19 protein-coding genes and 2 riboswitches are annotated in these 21,385 nt (G+C 63.8%); of the genes, 14 read left to right on the top strand and 5 right to left on the bottom strand.

The annotated features are described in order from the left end of the window. Positions 1-134: 134 nt before the first annotated feature. Positions 135-1,334 (bottom strand): sugar transporter, encoded by a 1,200-nt coding sequence (locus tag CKW35_RS01280; RefSeq protein WP_023048834.1) that lies wholly within the window; start codon positions 1,332-1,334, stop codon positions 135-137. Positions 1,335-1,539: 205 nt separating this feature from the next. Between CKW35_RS01280 and CKW35_RS01275 the strand changes: the two genes are divergently transcribed. Next, entirely contained in the window at positions 1,540-2,856 is a 1,317-nt protein-coding gene (locus tag CKW35_RS01275; RefSeq protein ID WP_095114836.1) for a hypothetical protein, read from the top strand. Between the two features lie 141 nt (positions 2,857-2,997). On the opposite strand, the gene calA is transcribed toward CKW35_RS01275, so the two are convergent. Then, positions 2,998-4,050 (bottom strand): vanillin reductase, encoded by a 1,053-nt coding sequence (gene calA, locus CKW35_RS01270; protein WP_070086464.1) that lies wholly within the window; start codon positions 4,048-4,050, stop codon positions 2,998-3,000. 181 nt (positions 4,051-4,231) lie between these two features. Between calA and CKW35_RS01265 the strand changes: the two genes are divergently transcribed. Further along, positions 4,232-5,137, top strand: coding sequence for an AraC family transcriptional regulator (locus CKW35_RS01265; protein ID WP_060518777.1), 906 nt, complete (start codon positions 4,232-4,234; stop codon positions 5,135-5,137). A gap of 128 nt (positions 5,138-5,265) precedes the next feature. Here the strand turns inward: CKW35_RS01265 and CKW35_RS01260 are convergent, their stop codons facing one another. Beyond that, entirely contained in the window at positions 5,266-5,865 is a 600-nt protein-coding gene (locus CKW35_RS01260; protein WP_095114835.1) for a TetR/AcrR family transcriptional regulator, read from the bottom strand. 91 nt (positions 5,866-5,956) lie between these two features. Between CKW35_RS01260 and CKW35_RS01255 the strand changes: the two genes are divergently transcribed. The 4 genes from CKW35_RS01255 to CKW35_RS01240 all read left to right on the top strand — a co-directional run bounded on the left by CKW35_RS01255 (position 5,957) and on the right by CKW35_RS01240 (position 10,679). Then, positions 5,957-6,553: an NAD(P)H-dependent oxidoreductase gene (locus tag CKW35_RS01255; protein ID WP_016486002.1), complete on the top strand. Its 597-nt coding sequence runs from the start codon at positions 5,957-5,959 to the stop codon at positions 6,551-6,553. 122 nt (positions 6,554-6,675) lie between these two features. Continuing rightward, positions 6,676-7,182, top strand: coding sequence for a sigma-70 family RNA polymerase sigma factor (locus CKW35_RS01250; protein ID WP_060518778.1), 507 nt, complete (start codon positions 6,676-6,678; stop codon positions 7,180-7,182). Then, entirely contained in the window at positions 7,179-8,153 is a 975-nt protein-coding gene (locus CKW35_RS01245; protein WP_095114834.1) for a FecR domain-containing protein, read from the top strand. The genes CKW35_RS01250 and CKW35_RS01245 overlap by 4 nt, the downstream gene beginning before the upstream one ends. A gap of 93 nt (positions 8,154-8,246) precedes the next feature. After that, entirely contained in the window at positions 8,247-10,679 is a 2,433-nt protein-coding gene (locus tag CKW35_RS01240) for a TonB-dependent receptor (protein WP_095114833.1), read from the top strand. A 7-nt stretch (positions 10,680-10,686) separates the two neighbouring features. On the opposite strand, the gene thpR is transcribed toward CKW35_RS01240, so the two are convergent. Next, positions 10,687-11,232, bottom strand: a complete 546-nt coding sequence (gene thpR / locus CKW35_RS01235) for an RNA 2',3'-cyclic phosphodiesterase (protein WP_095114832.1) — start codon at positions 11,230-11,232, stop codon at positions 10,687-10,689. A gap of 158 nt (positions 11,233-11,390) precedes the next feature. On the opposite strand from thpR, the gene lpxO reads away from it, so the two are divergent. The 3 genes from lpxO (at position 11,391) to CKW35_RS01220 (ending at position 13,396) form a co-directional block, all read left to right on the top strand. After that, positions 11,391-12,290 carry a lipid A hydroxylase LpxO gene (gene lpxO, locus CKW35_RS01230; protein WP_060518784.1) on the top strand — a complete coding sequence of 300 codons (900 nt, stop codon included), beginning with the start codon at positions 11,391-11,393 and terminating at the stop codon, positions 12,288-12,290. Positions 12,291-12,403: 113 nt separating this feature from the next. Then, a complete protein-coding gene (locus CKW35_RS01225) occupies positions 12,404-12,748 on the top strand; it encodes a carboxymuconolactone decarboxylase family protein (RefSeq protein ID WP_013973174.1) in 345 nt (114 codons plus the stop codon). Between the two features lie 78 nt (positions 12,749-12,826). After that, positions 12,827-13,396 carry a GNAT family N-acetyltransferase gene (locus tag CKW35_RS01220; RefSeq protein ID WP_060518786.1) on the top strand — a complete coding sequence of 190 codons (570 nt, stop codon included), beginning with the start codon at positions 12,827-12,829 and terminating at the stop codon, positions 13,394-13,396. A gap of 132 nt (positions 13,397-13,528) precedes the next feature. Here CKW35_RS01220 and CKW35_RS01210 read toward each other — a convergent pair whose 3' ends face one another. Beyond that, on the bottom strand, positions 13,529-14,275 hold the full coding sequence (locus tag CKW35_RS01210; protein ID WP_016485995.1) for an outer membrane beta-barrel protein: 747 nt from the start codon (positions 14,273-14,275) through the stop codon (positions 13,529-13,531). A 160-nt stretch (positions 14,276-14,435) separates the two neighbouring features. Next, positions 14,436-14,644: riboswitch (cobalamin riboswitch) on the top strand. Between the two features lie 108 nt (positions 14,645-14,752). On the opposite strand from CKW35_RS01210, the gene CKW35_RS01205 reads away from it, so the two are divergent. From CKW35_RS01205 to CKW35_RS01185, 5 genes are all read left to right on the top strand, one after another. Further along, on the top strand, positions 14,753-16,879 hold the full coding sequence (locus tag CKW35_RS01205) for a TonB-dependent siderophore receptor (protein ID WP_060518800.1): 2,127 nt from the start codon (positions 14,753-14,755) through the stop codon (positions 16,877-16,879). 185 nt (positions 16,880-17,064) lie between these two features. Next, entirely contained in the window at positions 17,065-18,231 is a 1,167-nt protein-coding gene (locus tag CKW35_RS01200) for a DUF1624 domain-containing protein (protein WP_060518788.1), read from the top strand. A gap of 28 nt (positions 18,232-18,259) precedes the next feature. Further along, a riboswitch (cobalamin riboswitch) is annotated at positions 18,260-18,457 on the top strand. Positions 18,458-18,567: 110 nt separating this feature from the next. Continuing rightward, positions 18,568-19,578, top strand: coding sequence for an ABC transporter substrate-binding protein (locus CKW35_RS01195; RefSeq protein ID WP_023048893.1), 1,011 nt, complete (start codon positions 18,568-18,570; stop codon positions 19,576-19,578). Then, a complete protein-coding gene (locus tag CKW35_RS01190; RefSeq protein ID WP_060518790.1) occupies positions 19,578-20,594 on the top strand; it encodes an iron ABC transporter permease in 1,017 nt (338 codons plus the stop codon). Before CKW35_RS01195 ends, CKW35_RS01190 begins: the two co-directional genes overlap by 1 nt. After that, positions 20,591-21,379, top strand: coding sequence for an ABC transporter ATP-binding protein (locus tag CKW35_RS01185; RefSeq protein ID WP_060518792.1), 789 nt, complete (start codon positions 20,591-20,593; stop codon positions 21,377-21,379). The genes CKW35_RS01190 and CKW35_RS01185 overlap by 4 nt, the downstream gene beginning before the upstream one ends. Positions 21,380-21,385 lie beyond the last annotated feature (6 nt).

The following is a 21,385-nucleotide window of genomic DNA, read 5'->3' as shown; positions in this document are numbered from 1 at the left end:
GGAGCGGCCTTGTGTCGCGATCGGGGCGCGCAGCGGCCCCGGCAATGTCAGCTTCGCCGCAGACATTGCCGGGGCCGCTTTGCGGCCCATCGCGGCACAAGGCCGCTCCTACAAAAAGCCCGCTGGCCATTGGGTCAGTGCGTCAGCGCCTCGCGGTAGCGCCGGGTGCTGGCAACAGCCATTACCAGCCCGACCACCGCCACGCTACCGCCCACCAGGCCGATATCCGCCACATCCATCTGGCTGCTGACAATACTGCCCAGCAGAGCACCGCCCCCAATCCCGATGTTGTAGATACCCGAGAACAGCGCCATGGCCACATCGGTGGCATCGGATGCCAGCTTCAACGTCTTGGACTGCAGCGACAGGCTGAAGCTGAGGATCGCCACACCCCAGAACATGCTCAGCGCCGCGAACGCGTAGAAATTGCCCGACAGCGGCAACATCAGCAGCAGGCATGCGGCGAGCAAGCCGATCGAGCCTACCAGGAAGCCATGGGGGAAACGGTCACTGTAGCGGCTGAACAGCAATGAACCGAATACCCCGGCACCGCCGAACAGCAACAACAACAGCGTGGTGCGCTCACCGCCAATCTGCGCCACGTGCAGGGCAAACGGTTCGATATAGCTATAGGCGGTGAACTGAGCGGTAATCACCAGCGTCACCAGCAGGTAGGTAATCACCAGCGCCGGGCGCTTGAACAGGATTGGCAGGCTGCGCAACGAGCCCGAGTTCTGGCTGGGCAGCAGCGGCAGCGACTTCATCAGGCACAGCATGGTGGCCAGCGCGACCCCGGCAATGCTGAGGAAGGTCACACGCCAGCCCAGCGCCTCGCCCACCACGCGACCCAACGGAATGCCCAAAACCATGGCCAGGGTGGTACCGGTGGCCAGCAGGCCCAGCGCCTTGGCCTGCTGGCCAGGTGGCGCCACGCGTACTGCCAACGAGGCGGTAATGGCCCAGAACACCGCATGCGACAGGGCGATGCCGATACGGCTGACCAGCAGCATGGCAAAGCTCTGCGACAGCCACGACAGCAAGTGGCTGACGATGAACACCAGGAACACGAACAACAGCAGGCGCCGCCGTTCGATGTTGCGGGTCAGCAGCATCATCGGCAGCGAGGCCAGCGCCACCACCCAGGCATAGATGGTCAGCATCAGCCCGACCTGGGCGGTGCTCATGTCGAAGCTGCGGCCAATGTCACTGAGCAACGCCACCGGGACGAACTCGGTGGTGTTGAAGATGAAGGCCGCCAGGGCCAGGGCGATGACGCTCAGCCAGCTGCCGCTGCCGGCCGCGGGCGGCATGTGGGTGGGTATGGGTCCGTTCATGGGTGGAAAACGCTTCTCCGCAGACAAGGCAACAGTTCGCACGCCAGCCACCCGCTTGCAGGGGTGCCGACGTACGCGCTGTTATTGATAGGAATGCACGGCATGGTACGCGTCAACCCGGGGCCTCACAACCGCAAGGCAGGCAGAAGGAGTACCATGCGCGCTTTGTGTGAAACGCGTGTGCAACAAGGAGCCCGATCCGCTCATGGACAAGCAGCACCCCCAGCAGCAGTGGCAGCAGGCAGTCATTGCCTATGCCCAGGCCGTCAATGACTACGTCGCGCAGGGCCGTGCGCAAGGCTGGGACAATCTTGAAGAGCCGCAGGCGCCAGCCACCGGGCACCTGCTGGACGCCTGGCTGACAGCCCTGCAGGCAGCCAATCACCCTGGCGCCGACGAACAACAGCGTCGAGCCTTCCGCGAAGCCTGGCCACCTGCGCACCACCCCCTGGTACCGTTGCTCGAAGACCACGGCCAAGGCATCAGCAATGTCCTCCTGCTGGAGGATGGCAGCCTGCTGGCACGCATCGGCATGCCTTACGAGAAGGGCCATGTGGTGCGTATCGGCCACCAAGAGGTAACCCCGGTCATCGGTATCGAACACTTTGGCCGCTGCCCGGCCCGTCGCTACTTCGCCCTGGCCAACGCCGAAGGCGTGCGTGTGACCGATGGCTGGGGCGGCCCACACGTGCAGCGCCTGGCCTGGCCAACCGGGCTGGAGGGGTTGCCGCCAGGTTACCCGTTCGAACCGTTCGACCTGCCGCCCACCCCGACCGCGCTGATCCCCTTCCCGGATGGCCAACGCGTGCTGCTGGTGAGTGCCGAAGGTATCTTCGTGCTGTCCACCGAGGGTGCGACTCGCCTGCTGCCACAGCAGACACGCGTGCTCGATGAATTGGCCGACGGCACCGACCCGGACGACATCAGCCTGGGGCTGAGCATGGAGCATGGCGCGGTGTCGGCGGATGGCCGGCTGATCGTGGTGGGTGAGCAAGGCAGCCGGCACCTGGTGCTGGACGCGCAACTCAGGCTGCTGGCGGACATCGGCCCTGGCAGCGAGTACCCGCACTTCGCGTTGTTCAACCGCGCGGGTGACCACCTGGCCCTCAATGCCTGTCATTTCTACAGCGGCGCCACGTTGGGGGTAAACGTCGCCGATTTGCCGGGGCTGGAAACCGACTACTACAGCCAGGACCCACGTACCCCACTGCTGCAGGATGGCGCGCGGGTATACGCCGGCGTAGCGCGTAATGGCGAGTACATTGTGGGCGATGCCTATGGCTACCTGCGGGCGTTTGGCGAGGACGCTACGGAACACTGGCAGCATTACCTGGGCTCGACCATCAGTGCGATGGATATCAGCGCCGACGGGCAAACGCTGGTGGCGGCTAGCCACGCGGGGGTGGTGTCGGTGATTGCGCTGGATAACGGGCGGCCTGAATGGCAGATCGGCACCGGGGCACATGGCGAGGTGCGGCGGTGGTTGTTCTGGCGGGGGTGGGACAAGGCGATGGTCTGGTAACAGAACCAGGATTTGTTGCAGCCTGTACTGGCCCCTTCGCGGGTGAACCCGCTCCCACGGGACCGCACATAGCGTGAATGCCGTGGTGCAACTGTGGGAGCGGGTTTCCCCGCGAAGAGGCCAGGACAGGCAGCCGATCAATCAGCCTTGCAACGTGGCCATGTCGATCACGAACCGGTACTTGACATCACCGGCGATCATCCGCTCATACGCCTGGTTGATATTACGGATATCCAGCATCTCGATATCGCAGCGGATGTCGTGCTCGGCGCAGAAGTCCAGCACTTCCTGGGTCTCGGCGATGCCACCGATCAACGACCCCGCCAGCACCCGGCGCTTCAACACCAGGTTGGCCGCATGCACGGGCGGGTCGATCGGTTCGATCAGGCCAACCAGGATGTGCACACCATCGAACTTCAGCGTTTCCAGGTACGGGTTGAGGTCGTGTTGCACCGGAATGGTATCGAGCAGGAAATCGAAACGACCAGCTGCAGCCTGCATCTGCTCGGGGTCGGTGGACACGATCACATGGTCGGCACCCTGGCGACGGGCTTCCTCAGCCTTGGCCTGGGAGCGAGTGAACAGGGTCACTTCCGCACCCAGAGCCTTGGCCAGCTTGATGCCCATGTGGCCCAGCCCGCCCATGCCGAGGATGCCGACCTTGTGGCCCGGACCGACGCCGTGATGCTTGAGCGGCGAATAGGTGGTAATGCCGGCGCACAGGATAGGTGCGGCGCTGGGCAGGTCCATGCCGGCCGGGATGCGCAGCACGAAGTGCTCGCTGACCACGATGCTGCTGGAGTAACCGCCCATGGTGTTGCTGCCGTCGACCCGGTCCGGGGTGGCGTAGGTCATGGTCGGGCCTTCCGAGCAGTATTGCTCCAGGTCCTTGGCGCAGGCTTCGCAATGGCGGCACGCGTCGACCATGCAGCCGACGCCAACCAAGTCACCCACCTTGTGCGCGGTGACCTTGGCGCCCACCGCCGTGACCCGGCCAATGATCTCGTGGCCAGGCATCAGCGGGTACACGGCAATGCCCCATTCGTTGCGTGCCTGGTGGATGTCGGAGTGGCATACGCCGCAGTACAGGATGTCGATGGCGACGTCGTCCGGGCGCGGGCTGCGGCGCTCGAAGGTCATGGGGGCCAGAGGGCTGGAAGGGGTTTGGGCGGCGTAACCGATGGCGGTATACATGCAGGTCCTCGCAGGGAAGTGAAACGATTCAGGCGACGCATTTTGCGCGTCCAACCGCGTCACGCCCACGGCAGATTCTCCGGCATCCATGCCTGATTATCCGAAGATGCCATCTGATAACTCGCGCCATCCCCTTAATCTGCGATGATTAAGCTGTCTGATCCTCTGCCCTTGGTTTAACATGCAACTGACCCGCCACGTCGACGCCAATTCGCCACTCTGTACGCTGATCCGCAGCCTCGCCACGCGCCCGGGCTTTGTGCCCACGCACCTGCCCCAGGTACAGGTGCTGAGCTGGGACCACTATGTGGCCAGCAGCCCGCAGATCTACGAACCCAGCCTGATGATCCTGGCCCAGGGCAGCAAGCTGGCGCGCCTGGGGCCGCGCACCCTGGAGTACGGCGCCGGGCATTACCTGGTGCAGGCGTTGTCGGTGCCGTTCATGTGCGAAACTTTCGCCACCCCTGACGCGCCATTGCTGGGCGTGGCGGTGGACATCGACCGTGGCGTGCTGGGTGAACTGGTGCAGAGCATGGGCCTGGTGCCGGACGCTGCAGTACAGGCGCAAACACCGCAATCGATGACCTCGGCGGCACTGGATGCGCCAATGCGTGACAGTGTGGAACGGCTGCTGCACTGCCTGCAGGACCCGCTTGATGCCAAGGTGCTGGGCCCGGCGCGCGTACGTGAGGTGCTGTATACCGCGCTGCGCGGCCCGCAGGCCGGTGTGTTGCGAGCACTGGTGGAGCAACAGGGGCATTTTGCCCGCATCGGCGCCGCCCTCGCCCACCTGCGCGAGCACTACGCCGAGCCGCTGAGCGTGGAGGCACTGGCCGCGCGGGCCAACATGAGCGTTTCGACCTTCCATGAACACTTCAAGCGCTGCACCGACATGGCACCGATGCAGTACCTCAAGCGCTTGCGGCTACTCAAGGCGCAGCAGATGCTGATCGGTGAAGGCCTGGGGGTGGCGCAAACAGCGCACCGGGTGGGTTACCAGAGCACCTCGCAGTTCAGCCGCGAGTACAAGCGCCAGTTCGAGCGCAGCCCGGGGGATGAACAGCCCTATCAGAGCTTGCCTGTGTAGCGAAGCCAGTTATCAAGCATGCTCGATCACTGTGGGAGCGGGCGCGCCCGCGAAGCAGACAACGCGGTGGATGGCACCGGCTATGCCGGTGTTCGCGGGTGCGCCCACACACAATGGTCGCATGCGCTTCATGTTTGCCGTTCGACCATGGCGATAATGGCGGCCTTGAGCTCAGCCTTGGCCTGCCCGGCTTCCAGCTCTCCCGCTGCAGCCGCCTGGGACAGCGCATCCGCTGCCCCGACCAGCAGGCGCATGCCGGCAACCCCTACATTGCCGCTGGGCGAAAACCCGGCCAAGGCTTCGCGGCACTTGTCCAGGAACGGCTGCTCGTACGCCCGTTTCAGCGCCTCCAGTTCCGGCGACCCGGCCAGCGCTGCCGACACCCCGGGTATCTCCCGGCCCTGGCTCATCACGCAGTCCACGTAGGCCTCGGCAATCACCCGGGCGCGGCTGGCCAAGCTGGCTTCACAGCTGGCCAAGGCTTGCGCCAGCATCTGCGACTGACGCGCATCGTATTCCTGGTACAGCGCCACCAGCAGCCCGTTGCGGGTCTCGAAATGGTCATAGACCACCGGCTTGGTTACCCCCGCCTGTTCAGCCAGGCGGCCCAGGCTCAAGGCATCGGTACCCTCCTCCCGAACCAATTGCCAGGCCATGTCCAGCAACTGCCTGCGTCGGTCGTCGCGGCTCAGGCGCTTGCGGGAACGGGCTTGATCGTTGCTTGACATCGATTACCTACCAAAAGCAACTTACTAAACGTAACTTACCTGGAGTATATAACGCTTCAGGCTACCCTGCACCGTTGAATGGAGAGCCACCATGCACGCTCTGATCGTCGTCGGTCACCATGACCCGCAATCCCTCACCCACGCGCTGGCCCGGCAGGTTGCCGACGGCCTGGCCAGCGTCGGCCACAGCAGCGAAATCGCCGACCTGGCCAGCGAAGGCTTCGACCCCCGCTTCAGCCTGGCAGACCATGCCGTGCACCGCCGGCTGGCAGCACCGCCGGCTGATGTACTCAACGAGCAGGCACGCATCGAGCGCGCCGATGCCCTGGTGCTGGTCTATCCGGTCTACTGGTGGTCACTGCCGGCCCTGCTCAAGGGCTGGGTCGAACGGGTATTCAGCAATGGCTGGGCGTTCGACTATGAAGAAGGCGCCACGGTGAAGAAATTGCGTGGCATGAAGGTTCACCTGATCGGCGTTGCGGGTGCCGATACAGGCACCTTCGAACGGCACGGCTATGGCGAGGCGATGCGCGTGCAGATCGAGCACGGCATCTTCGACTATTGCGGCGCCGAGGTACTCAGTTCCACCTTGCTGGATGACAGCGAAGGGCCTGACCAGCTTCCCCACTTGCACCATGCACACGCCTTGGGCAAAAAACTGTTTGCAGATTGCCAGGCCGCAGCCTGAACTGTGCGCAGTGCCGCTACTCAAGTAGCGGCAGCTCGGTTCTGCACACCGGCCCATTGCAGGAAATCAGATGACCCGGCTACCATTGAGAACGATTCACACTCACAACCGGAAGCCAGGCGTTGGACAGCACATCGACCCGTAAACTGGGCTTTTTCTTCAGCGACCACCATCGCTGGTTGCTCCAGCACATCCACAAACGCCTGCGCAACCACGCCGACGCCGAGGACACCGCCGCCGAAGCGTTCTGCCAGATGCTCGGTGCACGCGTCGATCCAGACAGCATCCAGCAGCCTCGCGCCTACCTAACCGTCATCGCCCGTCGGCTGATCTTCGACCGCCATCGCCGTCGCCAGCTCGAGCAGGCCTACCTGGAACACCTGGCGCGGCTGCCGGAGGCCGTAGCGCCATCGGCCGAGGAGCAACTGCTGCTGATCGAGGCCCTGGTGAGCATCGATCAGGCACTGGACGGCTTGCCGGCACTCGTCAAAGCCACCTTCCTCTTTAGCCAGCTCGATGGCATGCACTACGCCGACATCGCGACAAAGCTGCAGATCAGCGAACGCTCTGTCAGCCGCTACATGAAACAGGCGTTGCGCCAATGTTACCTGTGTGAGGTGCAGGCATGAGCAGGCCTGCCCTGGACCGGGTCAGCGAGCAAGCCATCGACTGGATGGTCGAGCTCAGGGCCGCTACGCCTGACCCGGCGCTGCTGCAACGAGTCAGGCTGTGGCTGCAGCAAGACCCCGCTCACCAACAAGCCTGGAACCGCCTGGAGCAACGCCTTGGCCATCCATTCGCCGCGTTGCTCGCCCTGGATCAACGTGCCCCTGGCCAAGCAGCAGAGGCACGCCGATTGCTGATGCAGCCTACTCGCTCACGGCGTGAGGTACTTGGCGCCATGGCCAGTCTGGGGCTGTTCGGCGCGGCGCTGTGGGGTGGATGGCGCAGCGACACCGCCCAAGGCTGGCTGGCCGACCTGCACACAGGCCGTGGCGAGCGGCGCAGCTTCACCTTGGCAGACGGCAGCCGCCTGAGCCTGAACAGCGCCAGTGCGGTAGACGTACAGTTCGATGCCGGGCAGCGTCTTCTGATGCTGCGTCACGGCGAGTTGCTGATTCAGGTTGCACGCGATCCATTGCGGCCTTTGCGCGTGCGTACCGCACAAGGGCAAGTACAGGCTTTGGGGACACGGTTTCTGGTCAGCCAGGAACAAGACGCCACCCGGGTCGTGGTGCTGCAGCACAGTGTCCGCGCCAGTCTGGCCGATGGACAGTGGGCGGAGCTGCACCAAGGGCAGGCTGCCCTGCTGCGCAGCAACACCATAGAACGGCTGACGGGCGAGCAACAGCAACGGGCTGCATGGCTTGAGGGCCGCCTTGAGGTCCTCGACCAGCCCCTGCATGTAGTGGTTGACGCGCTGCGCCCCTACCTGCGCGGCTACATCCGGCTCGCCCCAGCGGCACGCGATCTGCGGGTACAGGGCGTATTTCCTCTGGACCAGCCACACCAGGCGTTCAAAGCGTTGGCCGAGGCCCTGCCAATCAGCGTGGCGCGCTATGGCCCGTGGCTGATGTTGATCGACGTGAAAACCGCTTGATAAAAATATTTATCGAAATCATTCGCAATCGTGGCAAGTTCTCTTTGCTCATCCCACATACCTCCTGACAGCCACTTTATTCGGGAGTAATCCGTGTACAACCCCTTGCCCCGCGCTCTGCCCCTGGTCGCTGCCCTGGTCAGCTACAACGTGCTTGCCCAGGCGCAAACCCAAGTGTTCGACCTGCCACCCGCCAGCCTGGCTCACACGCTCAACCGCATCGCCAGCCAGAGCGGCCACATCATCGCGCTGGAGCCAGCACTGGTGCGCGGCAAGCAGGCACCTGCCGTGGTCGGCCAGATGAGTGCCGAGCAGGCCATGCAAGCTGCGCTGGCCGGCAGCGGCTTGCAGTTGCGGGTTTCCGCCGAGGGCCATTTCAGTGTGGCGCCCGGCAACCTGGGCAGCGACGTCATGGAGCTGGGCAGCACCAGCATCACCGACAACTATGTGGATGCAACCAGCGAAGGCACCGGGTCGTATGCTGCCCGCGCGGTGACCCTGGGCAAAGGCACGCATACCCTCAAAGAGATTCCCCAATCTGTCACTGTCATCACGCGCAAGCAACTGGATGACCAGGGCATCACCGACTTGCAGGACGCGCTTAACCACACCACGGGCATTGTAGGCGCGCAGGGCATTGGCCCTGGCGTGGTCGTGACCTCGCGTGGCTTTCAGATTGATGACTGGCAGTACGACGGTGTGCCGATTCCGCGAAACAACTATTCGCTGGGCAACTGGGCAACCCAGGACCTGGTGTTCTTCGACCGCGTGGAAGTGCTGCGTGGTGCTTCGGGCCTGTTGCAAGGTACAGGCAGCCCAGGTGGTGCGATCAACCTGGTGCGCAAGCGGGGCCAAGCGGCGCCGACCGTTACGCTGACAGGCAAAGCCGGCTCGTGGGACCACTATGGCCTGCAACTGGATGCCGGCGGCCCGCTGACGACCGACGGCCGTGTGCGCGGGCGGCTTGTCGCTGACGAAGACCAAAGCGACAGCTTCATCGACTATGTCTGGAGCAAAAACCATTCGCTGTACGGTGCGCTGGACATCGACCTGACCGATGCGACGACAGTGGGCGGCGGCATAAGTTACAACCGTCAGCAGTCCCGGCCGATGCTGCGCGGCCTCCCACGCTACGCCAATGGTAAACCGGTCGAACTACCGCGTTCGACTTACACCGGCGCCCGCTGGAGCCGCGCAGAAACCGACGTCACCACGTACTACCTGGACCTTGAACACCGCTTCAACGATGACTGGACCTTCAAGGCCGCTGCCGTGCGCATGGATGAAACCAACACATCCACCCACCAGCGCGTGCAGAGCACCCGCCAAGGCGTTGCGCCTGACGGCAGCGGCATCACCTACGCCGACTGGCTCACCGATTTTCACTCGACCAAACTGGGCCTGGACATGAACGTGGTGGGCCACTTCGACACAGGTTCGCTGGCCCATGAGATCACCGTGGGTGGCAACTATTCCAAGCTGACCTCGGATGATGCCTACTGGCGCAACTTCGACGCAGGCGGCAACATCTTCGACATCGACCATGACCGCCCGGAACCCAGCCGCGACAGCGTCTTCGAGGGCGAACTGGCACGTGCCAACAGGGCCAGCTACGACATCCGCCAGAAAGGCCTGTACGGCGCCTGGCGCATCAAGCCTACCCAGGATCTGACATTGATCCTCGGCACGCGTGTCAGCTGGTTCGACTACAGCTGGGATTCGATCGACTTTGACAGCCTGACCGACCCTGGTACCCGCTACCCGACCAGTCGCATGACCGAAACGGGCCAAGTCACCCCTTATGCCGGCTTTGTCTACGACCTGACCCGCGAATGGGCCTGGTACGCCAGCTACACCGACGTGTTCGTACCGCAAACCGAACGCGCTGTGGGCAATACGCCGCTCAAACCGGTGATCGGCAGCAACTACGAAACGGGCTTGAAAGGCGAACTGCTCGACGGCCGGGTCAATGCCTCGATCGCACTGTTCCGCTACGACCAGGAAAACCGCGCCGTCACCGACGTAGCCTCGGGCTTCGCTTGCGATGACTGGTACTGCTCCACCGCAGCGGGCAAGGTGCGCAGCCAAGGCGTTGAAGCCGAAATCAGCGGCGAAGTGCTGAGTGGCCTGCAACTGTTCGCAGGCTACACCTACAACACCACCAAGTTCCTCGATGACCCTGACGACAAAGGCCGCACCTTCAGCCAGTGGACACCCAAGCACATGCTGCGCGCATGGGCCGATTACACCCTGCCACTGGACGGCCAGCGCTGGAGCACCGGCCTGGGCTTCACCACCCAGAGCCACACCCTCGGCTACGAGCGTACCTACACCGTGCCTGGCTATACCGTCTGGAGCGCACGCCTGGCCTACCAGCTAACCTCCGAAGTGAACCTTGCCGTGAACGCCAACAACCTGTTCGACAAGAAGTACTGGGTTGCAGGCTTCAACCAGCTCAATGGCAGCAACAACTATGGCGAGCCACGCAATTTCATGCTGACGGTCAAGTACACCCCGCAACTCTGACCCCGGGTCAGTCTGCCAGCGGCCACTGCGCCAAGGGCCAGTAGGCGCCCTTGCGCGACTCGTAGAGCGTGAAGTGGCGCGCGCTGAGGTAGAACTCCGGCGCGCTGCTGGCCTCGGGTGGTTGCCCGTGGTAATCCCTGGACAGGGTCAAGTGCGGCCGATACTCACGGTTGGCCGCCTCCACCCCCAACGGCAGCAGTGCCTGCTGCAAGCCGTACACCAGTTGCAACAGGGCCGGCGGTGTCTGCTGTGCCTCCAGCACCAACGCGCCGGCCCGCTGCCACACCTGCAAACGGTCAAGCAACAGCCGCGGTGCCAGAGTTGGCAACGTCAGTTGATCGACTGCCGCACAGATCGCCGGCACCTGTGCGGTATCCACATCGCCGAGGAACAACAGCGTGACATGGAAGTTGGCCGCGGGCACGGGTTTGCCGCTGCGCAGGTTCAGCGCCCGGCGCCACTGAGCCAAGGCATGGCGCTGGGCATCGCTGACCGGCAAGGCGAAGAACAGCCGTTTGAACGGGCTACCGCTGGGGCGTATATCCTGAACCATACCAACTCCCTGACATGAAACGTTTGCGCAAGACTGTAGGGCATTACACCAATGTCGCCCCGGTGTTTCGTAACAATAAGTACAAACTACCCCCATGATTGTTTATGCTGGCGAGCTTATGCCATGACGCATGGCCATTTTTCGACAAGTAAACGTCCATGAAAATTGCACTCGTACTTATCTTCGCCCTCTCGATTGCCTACGTGCACCTGCGCGGTCGGGTTCGCCACAAATTGACTCGCCAGCTGGGCGACCACTCCAGCTTCCTCGCCCCGGTCAACAGTTTCCTGTACCTGTTTTCCAAGCTCCCGGCCAAGCCATACTTGCCGGTCGAAGCCTTCCCCGAACTGAAGCCGCTGCAAGACCACTGGCAGGAAATCCGCGAGGAAGGCCGCCAGTTGCTGCACGTGGGCGAAATCAAGAAGTCCGACAACTACGATGACGTCGGTTTCAACTCGTTTTTCAAGACTGGCTGGAAGCGCTTCTACCTGAAGTGGTACGGCGAAAGCCACCCTTCGGCGATGGCCCTCTGCCCACGCACCACCGAACTGCTGCAAAGCATCGGCACGGTCAAGGCTGCCATGTTCGCTACCCTGCCGCCGGGCGCCAAGCTGGTGCGCCACCGTGACCCATATGCCGGCTCGTACCGCTATCACCTGGGCCTGGACACGCCGAACGATGACGGTTGCTACATCGACGTGGACGGCGAGAAATACTCATGGCGCGATGGCGAGGGCGTGATCTTCGACGAGACCTACATCCACTACGCGGCGAACACGACCGAGCACAACCGCATCATCCTGTTCTGTGACGTCGAGCGCCCGCTCAAGTACCGCTGGGCCACTGCGTTCAACCGCTGGTTCAGCCGCAACGTCATGGCCGCCGCCGCCGCGCCCAACGGTGCCGGCGACAAGACCGGCGGTATCAACCGGTTGTTCACCCGCATCTACAAGATCCGTGAACGCGGCAAAGCGCTGAAGAAGCGCAACCGCCTGCGCTACTACGTGGAAAAGTGGGCGGTGGTTGCAGCGCTGGTGCTGGTGTTCATCTACATTTGAAGGCTCAACGCGCCCACAAGTGCTGCTGCACACCCACCAAAGTACAAGCCTCGCAGGTGTCACTCTTCGACTAGCCTGAAAGCTCCACTCGCAACCACCACAAGGTGAAGACGATGAGCATGATGGACTGGGACGCCTACCGTAAGCAGTTGATGGCCGGCATCGGCGATCTCAAGCAACTCTCCCCCGACACCGTGGCCGGTTACATGACCGCCAGCGGTGCGGGAGCCAAGACCAACCACCTCGACGCCAAGACGCGTGAGTTGATCTCACTGGCCGTGGCCGTGACCACCCGTTGCGACGGCTGCATCGCCGTGCATTCGCAGCAGGCGGTCAAGCACGGGGCCAGCCGCGAGGAAATTGCCGAAGCCCTCGGCGTGGCCGTGGCGATGAACGCCGGTGCTGCGCTGGTGTACTCGGCGCGAGCCATGGATGCGGTGGGCAAGGCCAACGGCTAGGCCCAAACGGCGTCGCCGCCCTTGCGCGACGGCGCCGCGCCCCACAGACTTAGCGGCCCAGCCCTTGCAGGAGCCCGCATGATCCACGTTCGCCCTATGACAGCCGAAGACTTCGAGCGCTTCTGGCCCACCTTCCAGGCCATTGTCCAGGCCCGTGAAACCTACGCCTTTGACCCCGAGCTGAGCATCGATCAGGCCCGCCAGCTGTGGCTGGAGCTGCCATTGCACACGCTGCTGGCCGAAGAAGATGGCGAGCTGCTGGGTTCTTATTATCTTAAGGCCAATGCCGCCGGGCCTGGCGCGCACGTGGGCAATTGCGGCTATATGGTGTGCGAACAGGCACGCGGCCGAGGTGTGGCACGCCTGATGTGCGAGCACTCGCAGAAGCTGGCGCGCCAGGAGGGCTTTCTGGCCCTGCAGTTCAACTCGGTAGTGGCCAGCAATGAAGTTGCGGTGGCACTGTGGCACAGGCTGGGATTTGAAACGGTCGGCCGCTTGCCCAAGGCTTATCGCCATGCCCGCCTGGGGCTGGTGGACTGCCTGGTGATGTACAAGTGGCTGGCAGAGGAGCCGGTGGTGGAGAAACCACCGCTGCTGATCGGGCGCAAGAACATCGAGGCACGGGTGTCGCGGCGTCGCGGGCGCTAACCTTCTCTCGCAGGTTCGGCCCCTTCGCGGGCTTGCCCGCTCCCACAAGTACTGCGCAGCACCTAAAGGCTGTGCGGTCCCTGTGGGAGCGGGTTCACCCGCGAAGAGGCCGGGCCTGCTAAACGCTCAGCTTCAGAACGCCAAGCCCACCTTTACACCAAACTCGTCACGCTTGAGCTTGGTGTTGTCTGCCACTGGCGAATCTTCGTCCAGCTTGTATTCGGTGCGGGTGTAGTACACCCCGGCCTGCACCGGCAAAGCGCCCTGCTGGTTCATCAGCAACGTCACTTCGGCGTACGGGTTGGTGCGGTCTTTGAGGTCGACCGTGTCGCTGCCAAAGTCGTCCACTTTCAGCCGCGCACGGCCGTCCAGGGTGTGGCGCGCGCCCACTTCAACCCGCAGGGTCGAGGCGTCGAACTGGTGGTTGTAGCCCAGCGCCGCCTTGGCAAAGGGCGACTTCACGGTGAGCTTGGTATCAAGGTCGTTGATTTCCGGCTCGAAGCGCGACCAGCTGTAGCCGCCGCCCACGGTCACATCGACGAAGTTGCGAGCGTCCAGCGCCGCACGCCAGCCAAGGTCCAGGTCAGCCTGGGCTTCCTTGAGCTTGTTGTCGTTCTTCTTGCCGTATTTGGCTTCGGCGCCGATTTGGTAGATGAAACCGGATTCGGCTGTCAGCTTGTTGCCGAAGGTGGCGAACACACCGCCCTGGCCCATGTGTTCCTTGTCGCTTTCACTGCCACCTTCGAACTTGAACTTGTCGTAGGCGCCCTGCAGACCGATGGTGAACAGCGGGTCGGTGCTGGGTGCGGCGGTGGCGGCCAGCGGTGCGGCGATCAGGGCGAGCAGGCAGGTGTGGCGCAACAGATGACGAGCAGGCATGCGTAAAGTCTCCATGACTTGGTAACGAAAGACGAACGTGCGGTTCGAGACAAACGCCACACGAAAAGTTCGAAAAAAAATCAGTAAAAACACGCAACCCTGTGTTTTATCGGCGTATTCATGGCACGCCAACATTTGACGCCTTAGCCTTTCAGTGGTCAGATGCGCGCCAGTTTCAGGTGCCCTTCGCCGCCGCGCGCAGGGTGAAACGGGAAGCCGGTGCGTCATGTTACCCATGACAAGTCCGGCGCTGCCCCCGCAACGGTAAGCGAGTGAACCCTTCGAGATACCACTGTGCACGTGCATGGGAAGGTGAAGGTTTCATGCCCCTCGCAAGCCCGGAGACCGGCCTGGAGCTTCACTTGGCAACCCGCGGTGGGCGGGCGCAGGCCGGAATCCGTGCGCGCGCCTGCCTGCATGGTTCGCCTTTGCGTGTTTTCCACCGGGATCCATTCATTCCTGCAGCAGTGGAACGACATGTCCCGTATGTTCAAGCTTCACCCCCTGGCGGCCTGCCTGGCCGTCGCCCTCCCGGCCCTGGCCGATGGCCATGACCAGCAGCCCTTGGCCTTGCCTTCCACGGCCATCACCGACACCCTCGACAGCCGCACCCTCGACCTGGCCACGCCGACCCAGGCAGGCTCGCGCCTCGGCCTCAGTGCCCTGGAAACACCGGCCAGCACCAGCAGCATCAGCGCCGAGCAGATTCAGCAGCGCAACAACCTCACCGTGCAGGATGCGGTGACGCGGTCGCCGGGCATCACCTTCGTCGGCTCCCCCGGCGACGGTGGCACAGGCCTGTCCGCCCGCGGCTTTGCCGGTCACAGTTCGGTGATGACCCTGTTCGACGGCGCACGCCTGTACACCGGTGCCGGCACCCAGACGTTCCCGGTCGACCCGTGGATGGTCGAGCGTATCGATGTCATTCGCGGCCCGGCTTCGGTTCTGCATGGCGAAGGCGCCACCGGCGCGGTGATCAACGTGATCCCGAAAAAACCGTTTGCCGGCGAGGTGCGCAACCACCTGCGCCTGGGCTACGGCTCGTGGGACCGCCAGCAGCTCGGCCTGGACAGCGGCGGCAGCCTCAGCGAGCGCCTTAGCTATCGCCTGACCCTTAACCAGCAGGCCGGCAACGGCTGGGTCGACCGCACCACATCGCGCAGCCTGGCCCTGAGTGCCGCGCTGCGTTTCGATGCCAGTGACGACCTCAGTTTCACCCTTGCCCACGACCGTGGTGATGCAGAGCCTGCCAACTACTACGGCACCCCGCTGATCGACGGCCACTACCGCAGCAGCCTGCGCAATAAAAACTACAACGTGCAGAACGACGTGCAGCACTACGTCGATGAGTGGACCCGGCTGACCACGGACTGGACGCTGAACGACCACGTCAGCGCCAGCAACCAGCTGTACTACATCAAAAGCCGCCGCCACTGGCGCAATGCCGAAGACTACAGCTGGGACGCCGAGCGCCAGCAATTGCAGCGCGGCAGCTACCTGGAGATCAAGCACAACCAGGAACAGTTCGGCGACCGCCAGACCTTCACCTTTGACCACAGGCTGTTCAGCCTGGCCAGCAAGACCGTGGTCGGCGCGGAATACAACAAGGTCCGCTTCAACGTCGACAGCAATGCGCCCTACAACGATGTGGGCGGTGACTACATCGACCCATGGCAGCCAGAACCGGGCGGGTTCCACAGCGCCTCGCCACTGCGCCCGCAAACCTTGTCCAGCACCCACACCTTCGCTCTGTTCGCCGAGAACCGCTTGCAGCTGAGCGACAGGCTGTCGCTGGTCACTGGGGTGCGCCGCGACCAGAACCACATCGACCGCACCAACCTGACCAACGACAGCCGCAGCGACCGCAGCCTGCAAGGTGGCAACTGGCGCGCCGGGCTGGTGTTCGCAGTCACCGATGACTTGGCGCTGTACGGGCAGTACTCCACCAGCCAGGAGGGGGTCAACAACCTCATCAGCCTCAGCCCCACCCAGATGCACTATGACCTGACCGAGGCGAAACAGACCGAGGTTGGCCTCAAGCAGCGCTTCTGGGACGGCCGTGGCGAATGGACGCTGGCCGCCTACCACATCGTCAAAAAGAAGCTGCTGGTGGACGACCCGATCACCCACGAGAAACAACAGGCTGGGCAGCAGACGTCAGATGGCCTTGAGGCAACCCTGGAACTGGCACTGGCGCATCAGTGGCAGGTGTCGGCCAATGCGTCGCTGGTACGCGCCAGGTATGACGATTTCGACGAGATGGTCGGCGGTGTAGCGAAGGACCGTGCCGGCAACCGGCCGGCCAACGTGCCACGGCGTACCGCCAACCTGTGGCTGAGCAAAGGCTTCGGCCAGCAGGTAGAGGCCGGCGTGGGTGTGCGCTACGTGGATGAGCGTTATGCCGATACTGCCAATTCCCAACGTGCCCCCGGCTACGCCGTGGTCGATGCCAACATCGCCTGGCAGGTGCTGCCGGATGTGAAGTTGGGGTTGCAGTTGAACAACCTGTCTGATCGTGAATATGTGCAGTCGGCGTTCAGTGGGCAGCAGTGGTTGATGGGGATGCCACGATCGTACTTTGCGACGGTTGATTACACCTTCTGACCTGAGTTGCCTGTAACGGCCTCTTCGCAGCACCAGGCTGCTCCTACCAGTCACCACCGACCGGTAGGAGCAGCCTTGCGCTGCGAAGAGACCGGCACAGGCAACACAAAAACCTCTACCAACCTCTCATCGATTAGTTATAAGATAACGTTTCACATGACATTAATTCCTATCAGCGACCTTCCATGACAAGCGCCAGCGCCACGCCCTCCTTGATCACCCAGCGCCTGCAAAGCATCGATGCCCTGCGCGGCCTGGTGATCCTGTTCATGCTTCTGGACCACGTCCGCGAAACGTTCTTCCTGCACCGACAGGTCAGCGACCCGATGACCATCGAAGCCACAGAGCCGTCGCTGTTCTTCAGCCGGACCCTGGCCCACCTGTGCGCGCCAGTGTTTGTCCTGCTAACCGGGCTGTCGGCCTGGCTGTACGGCGAAAAGCACCAAGGCCGCGGCGATGTCTCGGCGTTTCTGTTCAAGCGCGGGTTGTTCCTGGTGGTGCTGGAATTCACCCTGGTCAACTTCGCCTGGACCTTTCAGTTGCCCCCAAGCGTCATCTACCTGCAAGTCATCTGGGCCATCGGCGTCAGCATGATCGCCCTGTCGCTGCTGGTATGGCTGCCACGTGCTGCCCTGCTCGCCCTGGGCGCAGCCATCGTTGCCGGCCACAACCTGCTCGACGGCCTGCACTTTCGCGTGGAGTCAGCCCTGCACGTGCCATGGGCAATCCTGCACGACCGGGGCTGGCTTGAGTTTTCCGAAAACCTGCGCCTGCGCACGTCTTACCCGGTGCTGCCATGGATCGGCGTCATCGCGCTGGGTTATGGCCTGGGCCCCTGGTTTGCCCGGGGCAGTGCGGCTGGCCAACGCCAGCAGCGCCTGCTGCTGGCGGGTTTGATCGCGTTGCTGGGATTTGTCGCGTTGCGCATGTTCAACGGCTATGGCGAGGCGCCGTGGAGCGGTTACCCCACCTTCACACAAACCGTGATGAGCTTCTTCAACATCACCAAGTACCCGCCTTCACTGCTGTTCCTGGCCTTGACCCTGGGCTGCGGCCTGCTTTTGCTGCGCGCCTTCGAGCGCGCCGGCCAGGCCCGCTGGATCAGCGCGCTGGCAGTGTTTGGCGCAGCACCGATGTTTTTCTACCTGTTGCACCTGTACGTGCTGAAGCTGTTGTACCTGGCCTGCGTGGCGCTGTTCGGCCTCAACCATGGCGACTACTTCGGCTTCGACGGCATCGCGGCGGTGTGGCTGGGTGCAGTGGTGCTGGCGGTTTCGCTGTACCTGCCGGTGCGCGGGTTCGCTCGCCTGAAAGCGCGCCGCCGCGACATCACCTGGCTGAAGTACTTCTGAAAAGCGTTTTCACCCGGCGGCACGATGGTCTACCATGCGGGCCGCCGGTTTCCACCACGGAATTAATAGGGAATCCCAGGCCCGCCAATACGGGCCAAACGGAACTGCCCCCGCAACTGTAGGTGCCGAGCCTGCTCCATTGATGCCACTGGGCCACAACCCGGGAAGGCCGGAGCCGGGCCATGACGCACCAGTCAGGAGACCTGCCGGCCTACATTTACCAACCGGCGGGGTGTCCGGGATTGGCCATCAGTGTTGCCCCTGCCCTCGGCGGGGGCTCGGCGATGCCTGTCCGTGCGTTCCTCACCCGAACTGTCCGATAGGAGATCGCCCAGCATGCTGCCCCGTTTCGCCACCCTGCTCGCCGGCCTCGGCCTCACTGGCCTGGCCCAGGCCGCCGCCACCCACTACCCGCTCACGGTCGAGAACTGCGGCAAACCGCAGACCTTCGCCCAGGCCCCGCAGCGCGCCGTCACCATCGGCCAGGCCGGCACCGAGATACTCTACGCACTCGGGCTTGGCGACAAGCTGGCGGGCACTTCGCTGTGGTTCAACAACGTGCTGCCCGAGTACCAGGCGCAGAACGACAAGGTGCCGCGCCTGGCCGACAATGACCCCAGCTTCGAGGCCGTGGTCGGCAAGCGCCCGCAGCTGGTGACCGTGCAGTTCGAATGGATGGTCGGCGCCCAGGGTGTGGTCGGCACCCGCGAGCAGTTCGATGAGCTGAAGATCCCCACCTACCTGCTGCCGTCGGACTGCGAAGGCAAAGACAACCTGGTCGGCGCCGACGGCACCCGCCTGCAGGCGTTTCAGGTAAACAGCATCTACAAGAGCGTCAGCCAGCTGGCCGAGATCTTCGATGTGCAGGACCGCGGCACTGCGTTGAACGCCGAGCTGAAAGGCCGCCTGGACAGCGCCAAGGCGCAACTGGCCGGCAAGGACCTGTCTGCCACCTCGGCACTGTTCTGGTTCTCCAGCGCCGACCTCGACATCGACCCTTACGTGGCGGGCCGTCAAGGGGTCGCGGACTTCATGCTACGCACGTTGGGCGTTCGCAACGTGGTCGAATCCACCGAGGAGTGGCCGACCGTAGGCTGGGAAACCCTGGCCAAGGCCAACCCCACCTGGCTGATCATCGCCCGCATGGACCGCCGCCGCTTCCCCGCCGACGACTACCAGAAGAAGCTGGAGTTTCTGCGCAACGACCCGGTAACCCGCAACATGGACGCGGTGAAACACGACCGCATCATCGTCCTCGACGCCGACGCCATGCAGGCCGGCATCCGCCTGTTCCGTGGCCTGCAGACGCTGTCCGCCGCCTTTGCCAGCGGTAAAGCACCCCAGTGATGAGCCGCCTGCTACCTTGTATCGCCGTTGCCCTGGCGGCACTGCTGACCGCCTTGCTGGCCGGCACCGCCATTGGTGAGACCAACCTGTCGCCAAGCATGGTCGGCCAGGTGCTGGCCAACCAGCTGTGGCAGGCCGGCTACCCGGTTGACCCGATCGACGCCGGCATCGTCTGGAACTACCGCCTGACCCGCACCCTGGTCGCGGCAGCCTGCGGTGCCGGCCTGGCCACCTGCGGTGTGGTTCTGCAGGCGCTGTTGCGCAACCCGCTGGCCGAGCCGTACCTGCTGGGGCTGTCGGCCGGCGCCTCGACCGGTGCAGTGCTGGTCGGCCTGCTGGGCCTGGGTAGCCTGACGCTGAGCATGTCCGGGGGCGCCTTCCTGGGGGCGCTGGCTGCGTTCGCCCTGGTGCTGGTACTGGCCCGCGCGGCCGGCCCTGGCAGCAACAACGCGCAGGTGATCCTCGCCGGTATCGCCGGCTCGCAACTGTTCACCGCTCTCACCGCTTTTCTCATCACCAAGTCGGCCACCGCCGAACAGGCACGCGGCATCCTGTTCTGGCTGTTGGGCAATCTCAGCGGCGTGCGCTGGCCATCGGTGTGGCTGGCCGTACCGGTGGCGCTGTTTGGCCTGGTAGTGTGCCTGTGGCACCGCCGCGCACTGGATGCCTTCACCTTCGGCGCCGATTCGGCTGCATCGCTGGGCATCCCGGTGCGGCGCACCCAGCTACTGCTGATCAGTTGCACAGCGCTGGTGACGGCCGTGATGGTGTCGATCGTCGGCGCCATCGGTTTTGTCGGGCTGGTGATTCCGCATGCCCTGCGCCTGCTGCTCGGCCCAGGCCACAGCCGCCTGTTGCCCGCCAGCGCACTGGGCGGTGCACTGTTCCTGATTGCCGCCGACGTCCTCTCACGCACCTTGATCACGGGCCAGGTGATTCCCGTGGGCGTGGTCACCGCACTGATCGGGGCGCCCGTCTTCGCGCTTATTCTGGTCAGCCGCCGAGGGCACTCATGACGGTCATGACAGCTGTACAGCTTGCGCCGCTGAGTTGCCAGGGCCTAGGGCTGCAACTGGCCGGCACTGTCGTGCTGCGCGATATCGAGCTGAGCGTTGTAGCAGGTGAAACCCTGGGCATCGTAGGCCCCAACGGCTCCGGCAAGTCCTCACTGCTCAAGTTGCTGGCCGGGCTGCGCAAGCCGGCCAGTGGCAACGTGCAACTGCTGGGCGAACCGCTGGCACAACTGCCACGCCGCCGGGTTGCGCAGGCCCTGGCACTGGTCGAGCAACAGGCCGACACCCTCGACGCAATCCGTGTGTTCGACGCCGTTGCCTTGGGCCGCACACCTTGGCTGTCGGCATTGGCACCCTTCTCTCGAGAGGACCGTGCCATCGTCGAACAGGCCCTGGCTGACCTCGACGCCCTGCACCTGCGCGCACGCCTGTGGGGGTCGCTGTCGGGTGGCGAGCGCCAGCGCGTGCACATCGCCCGCGCCCTGGCACAACGGCCACAGGTACTGTTGCTGGACGAGCCGACCAACCACCTGGACATTCAGCACCAGCTAAGCCTGCTGCAACAGGTTCAAGCCCTGCCCGTGACCACGCTGGTGGCCTTGCACGATCTCAACCAGGCACTCACCTGCGACCGCGTCGCGGTACTGGACAAGGGCCGCCTGGTCGCCCTTGGCAAACCGTTCGAAGTCCTCACCCCCGAGCGCCTGCTGTGCACCTTTGGCGTGCATGCCCGCTACCTCACCGATCCCTTCGATGGCGCGCGCATCCTGCGTTTTCGCGCCCCCTGAACCAGG

The organism is Pseudomonas sp. Irchel 3F3 (assembly GCF_900187545.1).
Lineage (GTDB): Bacteria > Pseudomonadota > Gammaproteobacteria > Pseudomonadales > Pseudomonadaceae > Aquipseudomonas > Aquipseudomonas fortuita.
Note: the sequence above shows the minus strand (reverse complement) of the source record. Positions and strands in the feature narration are given on the sequence as shown.